The organism is Novosphingobium sp. (genome assembly GCF_049240505.1).
Taxonomy (GTDB): Bacteria; Pseudomonadota; Alphaproteobacteria; order Sphingomonadales; family Sphingomonadaceae; genus Novosphingobium.
On sequence record NZ_JBMLSM010000013.1, the window covers coordinates 1 to 9,231 of the forward strand.

At 61.7% G+C, this 9,231-nt stretch carries 9 protein-coding genes; 3 read left to right on the forward strand and 6 right to left on the reverse strand.

Annotated features, from left to right (window positions below; all coding sequences use genetic code 11):
• Positions 1-89 precede the first annotated feature (89 nt).
• Complete coding sequence (locus ACOVQ0_RS01560) at positions 90-827, forward strand: GntR family transcriptional regulator (RefSeq protein ID WP_421879291.1); 738 nt, start codon at positions 90-92, stop codon at positions 825-827.
• 35 nt (positions 828-862) lie between these two features.
• Here ACOVQ0_RS01560 and ACOVQ0_RS01565 read toward each other — a convergent pair whose 3' ends face one another.
• From ACOVQ0_RS01565 to ACOVQ0_RS01590, 6 genes are all read right to left on the reverse strand, one after another.
• A complete protein-coding gene (locus ACOVQ0_RS01565) occupies positions 863-1,876 on the reverse strand; it encodes a zinc-dependent alcohol dehydrogenase family protein (protein WP_421879293.1) in 1,014 nt (337 codons plus the stop codon).
• Positions 1,873-2,787 (reverse strand): polysaccharide deacetylase family protein, encoded by a 915-nt coding sequence (locus tag ACOVQ0_RS01570; protein ID WP_421879296.1) that lies wholly within the window; start codon positions 2,785-2,787, stop codon positions 1,873-1,875. Before ACOVQ0_RS01570 ends, ACOVQ0_RS01565 begins: the two co-directional genes overlap by 4 nt.
• Positions 2,784-3,671, reverse strand: coding sequence for a polysaccharide deacetylase family protein (locus ACOVQ0_RS01575; protein ID WP_421879299.1), 888 nt, complete (start codon positions 3,669-3,671; stop codon positions 2,784-2,786). The genes ACOVQ0_RS01570 and ACOVQ0_RS01575 overlap by 4 nt, the downstream gene beginning before the upstream one ends.
• Positions 3,671-4,351, reverse strand: a complete 681-nt coding sequence (locus ACOVQ0_RS01580) for an isochorismatase family protein (protein ID WP_421879302.1) — start codon at positions 4,349-4,351, stop codon at positions 3,671-3,673. Before ACOVQ0_RS01580 ends, ACOVQ0_RS01575 begins: the two co-directional genes overlap by 1 nt.
• Positions 4,352-4,482: 131 nt before the next feature.
• A complete protein-coding gene (locus tag ACOVQ0_RS01585; protein WP_421879304.1) occupies positions 4,483-6,702 on the reverse strand; it encodes a TonB-dependent receptor in 2,220 nt (739 codons plus the stop codon).
• 90 nt (positions 6,703-6,792) lie between these two features.
• Entirely contained in the window at positions 6,793-8,217 is a 1,425-nt protein-coding gene (locus ACOVQ0_RS01590; protein ID WP_421879307.1) for an MFS transporter, read from the reverse strand.
• 38 nt (positions 8,218-8,255) lie between these two features.
• On the opposite strand from ACOVQ0_RS01590, the gene ACOVQ0_RS01595 reads away from it, so the two are divergent.
• On the forward strand, positions 8,256-8,603 hold the full coding sequence (locus tag ACOVQ0_RS01595; protein ID WP_421879310.1) for a c-type cytochrome: 348 nt from the start codon (positions 8,256-8,258) through the stop codon (positions 8,601-8,603).
• A partial coding sequence (locus tag ACOVQ0_RS01600) for an FAD-binding oxidoreductase (protein ID WP_421879313.1) occupies positions 8,600-9,231 on the forward strand: 632 nt, incomplete at its 3' end. The genes ACOVQ0_RS01595 and ACOVQ0_RS01600, both read left to right, overlap by 4 nt.

A 9,231-nucleotide genomic window follows, 5' to 3' on the forward strand; every position in this document is an offset into this window, starting at 1 on the left:
TGACTATGGGTGGCCGACCCCCTACGTGCGGGGGTGGGTATCGAAAATTCGTCATTTCGTGTATCCGCACGGCAAGCGGGGGAGGAATCGTGCTCGATCGTGAAGGGGCGGTGCCGCTCTACCACCAGATTTACCTCAGCCTGCGTGACGAAATCCTGTGCGGCCAGCGCCCCTTTGGCAGCGTGTTGCCCACGGAGCAGGAGCTTTCCGAACATTACAGCGTCTCGCGCATTACCGCGCGGCGGGTGCTTAATGATTTGGCCGACCAGCACTATGTCGAACGCCGTCGCCGTCTGGGCACGCGGGTGATCTTCAAATCACCGGCCAAACCGATCGAGGCGAACATCGATCAGGCCGTGGACAGCCTGATGGCGCTGGGCGAAGGCACCACGGTCAACGTCATCTCGGTAGAGCGCCGCCCGGCGACCGACATCATCGCCAACGCGCTGCAGATCGATGAAGGCGCAGACGTCATCCGCGCGGTGCGCGTGCGCTGTCTTGAAGGTATCCCGCTGGGCTATATCGTCAGCTATGTGCGCGGCGATCTGGCGCAGGTCATTTCGGAAAGCACGCTGCCCCGCGCGCCGCTGCTGAAACTGCTCGACGAAGCAGGCTTCCACGCCGAACGGGCTGAACAGACCATCGGCGCGATGCTGGCCGATCCATCGCTGGTCGAAGCCCTGAACGTAGAGCCGATGTCGGCCATCCTGCGCATCACGCGCACAGTGTATGACCGCAACAACGTGCCGTTCCTGCGCACTTATGCGCACTACCGGTCAGACCGGTTCCACATCCGGCTGGATTTGCAGAACCCGACGTCGGCCTGATTGGCGGGGCCGCGTGTCACGGCCCCGCTTGTGTGTCACGAAACCTTGATCAGCACCTTGCCAAGGTGTGAACCGGACTTCAGATACTGGCAGGCATCCAGCGCCTGATCATAATCGAACACGCGGTCCACCACTGGGGCAAAGCCGGTTGCTTCCATCGCGCGGACCATGCGGGCCAGCATGGCCCGGCTGCCTTCGGCAATGCCTTTCAGCGTGATGTTCTTGCCGATGATGCCGCCGTAATTGGGCAGCGGGCCGTCCGCCGAACCCACGCCGATGATGACGATGCGGGCATTGACTGCGCAGGCGTTGATCGATTGCGGCAGGGTGTGCTGCCCGCCGGTTTCCACCACGATGTCTGCACCGCGCCCGCCGGTCTGGCGTTGCAGTTCGGCAGCCCAATCGGGGTGTGTGGCATAGTTGACCGTGTAGTCTGCGCCCAGCTTGCGCGCCTGTTCCAGCTTTTCGTCGCTGGATGACGTGATGGCCACGAATGCGCCGTTGGCTTTGGCAATCTGCAACGCGGCCATCGCCACGCCGCCGGTGCCAAGCGCCACCACAAGATCACCTGCGCGCACCTGGCCGACCTCTACCACCGCGTGCCACGCCGTCAGCGTAGCAGCCGCCAGCGGGGCGGCTTGCTCATCGGCAATCGCGTCGGGAATCTTCACCAGCGCGGCGGCAGGCACCTTTACGTATTCGGCCATCCAGCCATCAAGGCTGGTGCCGAGGTCTACGCCGAAATAGCGCATTTCAAACGGACCATCGATCCACGAAACGAAGTGCGCCAGCGTCGCGCGGTCGCCCACGGCGATGCCGCTCACACCTTCGCCTACGGAAACGACTTCGCCCACACCTTCGGAGAAAGGAATGCGGTCTTCGGCCTTCTTTGTGCCGTACCGGCCTTCGAGAATCTGCAGGTCGCGGTTGTTCAGGCACACGTAGCGGACTTTCAGAACCGCTTCGCCGGGGCCAGCGACCGGATCGGGCCGCGTGGTCTGGTTCAGCGATTCAAGCCCGTTCTGGGGGCCGAGTTCATAGGCTTTCACATCTGGCTCCTGTAGGAATCGAGAATATCGCACCCGCGCGCAAACCATGTGGCCGGGCGGGCTTTCAGGTCGGCCAGCAGGCGCTCGAAAGCGTCCATGCGATAGGGCAGACCGATGATATAGGGCGTGAGGTGCAGCGGCAGCAGCCGCCCGCCGCCAGCGGTCGCCTCTGCGGCCAGCCAGTCGTGCGCATCGCACATCTGCTCGGCATAGCTGTCTACCGATTGCTGCTGCACGTTCAGGATCTGCCGGTCGGACAGTTCGTGGTTCAGCGGCAGGTTCACCAGACCGTTGGCGAAAGTCCACGGCACTTCGTCGTTGGCCCAGTCGCAACAATATTCGATGCCCGCTTCTACCAGCAGATCGGGCGTGGCAAAGCTTTGCGACCGTGCGATGGAATGCCATCCGCGCGGTGCGCTGCCCATCACGTCAGACAGGGCGGCGATGCTGTCGCGGATGAGCGCGCGTTCGTCGTCTACCGGCAGGGTCGAAGCGATGGTGCCGTTCATGTCGGTTGAATGGGCGATGATCTCGTGCCCGGCGTCCACGATATCGCGGATGACCGAGGGATAGCGCTGCGCGATGGCGCCGTTCGCCGCGACGGAAACCTGCACGCCCGCTTTGGCAAAGGCATCGAGCAACCGGTAGAACCCGATGCGCGTGCCATATTCGCGCGCGGTATAGTGGCGGTAATCGGGGTAGGCCGTCTGCATGTGCCCCGGCGCGCGGAACGGCGTGTCCGAAGGCGTGATCGGAAACCATTCAAGGCTGACGACGATCCATGTCGCCACGCCCTTGCCTTCGGGCCAGGCCAAAGGCTTGCGGGTGGGCAGAGCCGAATAGGCATAGAGATCGTGATCGTAGCCAAGGCGGCGGCGCGGATATTCGAGATAGCCGGGATCAAGGCTCATGCGGCGTCTCCCGGCTGCGCACTTCTCCACGCATCGGCAATGTCGCCCGCGCGGGTGATCCAAGCGCGGCCATCGGCGGCGATGTGGCGCAACACTTCCTCGAATGCGCCGATGCGGTGGGGCTGGCCGATCAGATAAGAGTGCAGCGGAATGCACATGACGGTGCCAGACTGCTCGTCGGCCAATCGCTCGAACTGCCGGATCAGGGTCTGCGCATATTCACGGGGCGACATGTTGTAGATGAAGAACCCGTAGTGGTCGTTCACCTCAAGGCTGTAGGGCATCGAGATCAGATCGCCGCTGGCCGTGTTCACGCGCTGCGGCTGATCGTCGTGATAGAGGTCGCAGGTATATTCCAGCCCGTATTCGGCAATCAGATCAAGCGTGCGCGGCGTGTGGGTCAGCGCGGGGGCCAGCCAGCCCCGGATGGTCTGCCCGGTGGCATCGCGCACGGTGCGGATCGAATCCTCGATGATCGCGCGTTCCTGTGCCTCGTCCATGCCATAGGAATAGCGGGTGTTGTAAATCCCGTGGCTGAAGAACTCCCAACCGCGCGCATTCGCATCGGCCACAACATCGGGATGGTGCTGGCACAGTGCGACCGACAGGCTGACCGAACCGGGAAAGCCGTGTTTGCTCATCACATCGGCCATACGCCAGTGGCCGACGCGGTTGGCGTGATCGCGGTGGGCATAGCCGACCACATCGGGGTGCGGCTTGGTCCAAGACTTGCGATGCGGGTTCGCGGGCGGGTCTATCTCGTAGTATTCAAGGTTGGGCGAAACCCACACCGCCACCTTCTTGCCGCCCGGCCACGCAATTGGCTTGCGCCCGCGATAGGGTGCGAAGTCATAAAGGCCCGGATCGCCAGCGCCCTCTTGCATCAGCGCGCCTCCAACCAATCGATCACCGTCTGCACGGGTTCGACATCGGCATACTTCAGTTGAAGGTCGGTCAGATTTGCGAAGTGATAGCTCTCGTGCTTGTCGGCGCAGGTTTCGATGGGAACGATGGTGCGATAGCCCCGGCTCAGGCTGTCCACCGCCGTTGCGCGGATGCAACCCGATGTCGATCCGCCGGTAATCACCACGGTATCGACCTTGTGCCACACCAGCAGGCTTTGCAGCGGCGTTTCGAAGAAGGCCGATGGCATCCGCTTGGTATAGATCGCATCGGCGGCGTCGATCTCGCACCGTTCGTCAAAGGCGTGACGATCGGATTCATATTTGATGTTCTGCAAGGAATCCGGCGTGTTGGTGCGCGTGCCCCAGACGCCCGCATCGCTGGCGTCCTCGGCATAAGCCACATGCGTCCAGATCACCGGCATCCCCTTATCGCGGGCAAGGCGCGAAATGGTATTGGTGTGTTCGATCTGGCGCGGATCGGTTTCGTAGGCGGTCTTGTAGCGATCGATCCGGGTATAGGCGTTCTGGAAATCGACATTCACGATCGCCAGCTTTTCCCCAAAGCCGAACTTCGTGCGCGCGGGGTTGGCCATCACTTCATCGAAAATCTGGCGGGCGGTCTTGCCATCGCAGACCATCTTCGTGCCGATCACGCTCATTCCTGCCTGCTCCACCGTCTTTATGGGGTGCCAAAGCCCGCAGAGGCGAGAAGCACCTGCGGGCATCGGTTTTCAAAGTAGCCATGACGGACGGAGAGATTCCCGCCGCGTCATGACTGGTCGCTTGTCGATCAGATCTTGAAACGGACCCTTGCGGTGTAGCGGCGCGGATCGCCGGGGAACAGCGAGAGGAAATTCGCCGTCACCGTCTTCTGATCGGTCAGGTTCGAAACTTCGAGCGAGATCTTGTAGCTGTCGTCATCGGCGGTGAAGCTGAAGGCGGCGTCCACATAATCTTCGGTCGTCGTCGTCGTCGTGTTCAGCACGGCCACCCAATAGGGCGAGTTGTGCCGCCAGGTTGCGCTGGGCGTGAAGTAGCCGCCCAGACCGGGAGCGGGGATTTCATAGGAAGCGCCGCTGCTCATCTGGAACTTGGGCACGCGAACCGGGGTCAGCGCGGTGGAAAGCGTGGTGGCCAAGGGCGAGATGTAGACATATTCGCCGTGCATCAGCGAAGGGTTGGCAAAGAGGCTGAGATTGCCGAACTTCGCCGTCGCTTCCACTTCCACACCATAAACGTCGAGCGTGCCGGCGTTGAACGGCAAGCTGGCAATCACGCCCAGCGAGTTGGGCACGCCTGCCGTGACCTGAAGACCCTTTGTACGTGCGTAGTAGCCGGTCAGGTTGAAGCGCAGCTTGCGGTCAAACAGTTCGGACTTCAGACCCGCTTCGTAGGACCACGTTTTTTCTGGTGCAAAAGTCACCGCGTTCTGCGGGGCTGCAGCAGTGCCGTTCCACCCACCGGACTTGAAGCCATTGGTTGCCGAAGCGAAGACCATCACATCGGGCGTGAACTTGTAATCCACGGCGATGCGCGGGGTGAAGCGCTTTACCGTCTGTTCCAGCGGAATGCCAAAGGCGGTGACGGCAGAATCGCCATAGGAGAGCGCGGGGAACTGCGTGGACCTGATGAAGTTCAGGTTCTTCTTTTCCCACGTATAGCGCCCGCCCAGCGTAAGCGTCAGCTTTTCGGTCGCATGGAAATCCGCCTGCGCATAATAGGCAGCGGTTTCAACCTTGTGCTTGTAGAGCGCGTCCTGAATCGGGCGGAACGCGGTGGTGCCGCCAGAGAAGCTGGTCTGCCGGTCGTCCGAAGTTTCCTTCAGGTAGAACAGGCCGGTCACCAGATCGAGCTTGTCACCGAACGAATAGTTCAGCTTCAACTCGTGGCTGTGCTGTTCATGAACGGCGTTGTCTGCCAGCACGAACCCGGCATACTTGTTCACCGCCGAAGCATTGTATTCGTTGATGTAACCCTGATCCAGATGGCGGTAGCCGAAGATATAGGTCAGCGAACCGTTTTCGAGATCATAGTTGACGTTGCCGCCGATCGCGAAGTTTTCCGAAAGGTTGCAGTTGCCGCGTTCGGTGGTCAGCAGCGTCGATACGTTGTCGTCGGTGCAGCCGACCTGACGCAGGCCCGATGCGCTTTCATAGAACACCGGCTGGGTGGTCGATCCCTTTACATAAGGGTTGGAGCCGGGGATATTGCGCAGGCCGGTATAGGTGCTGGAATTGCTGGTGAATTCCGCCGAAAGATCGATCGTCAGCGCATCGGTGGGCAAGAAGCGCACATCGCCACGGATGCCGTAGCTTTCCTCGCCATTCAGCCATTCGCCGGTGGTGATGTTCTTCAAATAGCCGCGATCCTGCACCATGAAGGCCGAAACCTTGGTGCGCACAGCATCGCTCAACGGCAGGTCGGCGGTGGCCTTTACTGTGTAGCGTTCATACGATCCGCCGGTCATTTCCAGCTTCATGCCTGCCGTGTCCGAAGGCTTGCGCATGATCACGTTGATCGCGCCGCCCGTGGTGTTGCGGCCAAACAGCGTGCCCTGCGGGCCGCGCAGCACTTCCACGCGCTGGGTATCGAAGAAGGCGTAATTGTTCGCGTTCTGGCGCGCGATGTACACATCGTCGACATAGGTGGTGACCGGCGCATCGAACGTGGCGGTCGATTGCGAGTTGCCAAGGCCGCGCAGGAAGTAGGCGTTGGCCGAAGCAAGGCCCGCGTTGTGCTGCGAGATCATGCCGGGCACGAACTTCGACGTGCTGATCGTGTCGGCAACGGCAAGGCGATCGAGCATCGCTTCGCTGAAGGCGGAAACCGTGACCGGCACGGCCTGCAGCTTTTCCGCGCGGCGCTGCGAGGTGACGACGATTTCCTCCAGACCCTTCGTTTCGGGCACAACCTCGTCGGCGGCCTGAGGCGCGGATTGGGCGTGGGCGGGGATTGCTGCAAGGGCAATCGGAACGAGCATCGAACTTAGGAGCAGATGGCGGCTGGTCATGTCATTCCCCTCATGAGTGGCATTCGGCCAGCGCCTATTGTTATAATGATATAAACATATGTCAAATGAATGACGCAACAAAGGTAAGTGTCAGGAAAGTTTAGGATATTTTCCCAGAAACAGGAATCCTGCGGCGCAAAGCGGGATGATTGCAGCGGAAATCTGCAATGCCGGGGCAAAATCGTGGAAATGATCCCGAATCATCCCGAACACGAGCGGCCCGAACCCGGCCCCGGTTGAAAAGCACACATAGAATATGCCGTAGATGCCCGCGTAGGCCCGCATCCCGAAATAGCGCGACGTAAGATAGGCAACGACGTCATATTCGATGCCCAAGGCAAAGCCGATCAGCAGGATGGCAAAACTCGCCATCGCCGGATCGAGTTGCCCGCCCGCAAGGATCAGGCAGGATATCATTGGCATTCCCAGCAGCACGAAGGCCACGCCCGGCGCCCAGAAGCGGTCGAGCAGCCATCCTCCGATCAGCCGCCCGCCGATGGAGGCAAGGCCGATCAGCGGGGTCAGCGTCAGGATCGTTGCCGGATCGATACCCCGGTCCAGCAGGATCGGTTCAAGGTTCGGCACGGCGCCAGCCAGGGCAAAGGAAATCGGCACAAGGATCGCGGCGATCAGCCAGAAGCGCCACTGCCGCACCGCTTCGCTGCGGGTCAAACCGGTGAGGGCGGTCGGCTCATTTGCAGTCACGCCGTCCACTGTCGATTTCGCTTCGGACGGTTCGCGAAACAGGAGCAGCGTGATGGGCACCCCGATAAGCAGCGGCAGCAGGCCCAGCGTGAAATATCCTGCACGCCAGCCGTAATCGCCGATGACCCACGCCAGCAGCGGCTTGCAGGTGATTCCGAACAGCCCCGTGCCGGTCATCGCCAACCCAAGGGCCAGGCCCCGATGCTTGTCGAACCAGCGATTTACCGTGCGCGTAAAAGTGATTGGCAGTGTGCCAGCCCCCAGCGTGGCACCGATGGCCCATGTGGCGTAAAAGCGTGGCAGCGAATTGTCGAGCGTGGCCAGCGAGAGGTAGGCAAGGCCAAAACACACTAGCGAGGCGATGGCGACAGGGCGCGTGCCGATCCGTTCGCACAGAATGCCGGCAGCAGGGGCCGCTGCCACGACCACCACGGTGGTGATGGTCAGCCCGGCCATGATCTCGCCCATTGACCAGCCAAATTCGCGCGCCAGATGGGGGGCAAACACGCCTGCGGTGTAAAACGGCATGGCCGCCAGCCCGCAACCGATCCCCAGCATCGATGCCAGAAGGATATGCCAGCCGCGCCGGAATTCACTTTCGCCCGTCAAATCCGTCACGCCGCCCATCTCCAATGCTACGGCATGGACAGGAACAGGTGGCACCGGAGAAGCACAGCAGCGCGCCAGCGCCATCCGCAGGTCGGATAAGAGAACGGTGAAGATCGTGCCGCACGTGCGTTTCGCACCGTGGAACGCTGCGCAAGGCTGGCCGTGGCAGCGCGTCCGGTCAGCCGCTAGCTTCGGCTCCACAAGCAGCGGCCATAAACGCCGCGGGCCGGAGGGACGAGATGCCGGATAAGACAGGTGCAACGCGCAAGGGCCATGTCCTTGCTGCGGCTATCATACTGATTTCAAGCGCCGTGCCAGCGCTTGCCGCGCAGAAGCTGGGCGAAGTGCAGGGCGCGCGCACGCCCGATGCCATCTATGCGAAGACCTGTGGCTACTGCCACGGTCGCAATGTCGGGCCGATCATCCTTGGGCGGGCGATCCCTGCCGAAACGGTGAAATATATCGTCCGCCACGGCCAGAACGGAATGCCGGCCTTCCGCCCGACCGAAGTGACGCCTGCCGAACTCGATGCGCTGGCAACGTGGGTGGAAAAAAGCGCAAGCCGCAAGCAGGAGCACGGGCAATGAGCGAACTCAACCTCGACCGTCGCGGCCTGATTGGCGCGGGCATTCTTGGCGCGGCCAGCCTCGGCCTTGGCACTGGCGCATCGGCGCAGAACCCTGCCCCGCTCGCCCCGCACATGACCAAGGCGGATTTTGCAGGCGCGATGAAGGCGTTTCGCGGGGTCGTCGGGGCGGAATGGGTCTTTGGCGATGAAGAGGCCGTCGCGCCTTACGCCAAGGTCTATGTCCCCGATCCGCTGAACCGCCATGTTCCCATTGGCGCGGTCTGCCCGGAAAATGTCGAGCAGGTGCAGGAAATCGTCCGCATCGCGAACAAGCATCGGCAGCCGCTCTGGCCCGTCTCCACCGGAAAGAACATGGGCTATGGCATGACCGCACCCGCCACGCCGGGGCAGGTGGTGCTTGATCTGAAGCGGATGAACCGCATTCTGGAAGTGGACGCGGACCTTGGCACCTGCCTTCTGGAACCGGGCGTTACCTACCAGCAGCTCAAGGACTATCTGGTAGAAAACAACATCCCCCTGTGGATCGACGTGCCCACGGTTGGTCCCATTGCCTCGCCCGTTGGCAACACGCTGGATCGCGGGGTCGGCTACACGCCCTATGGCGAACACTTCATGTTCCAGTGCGG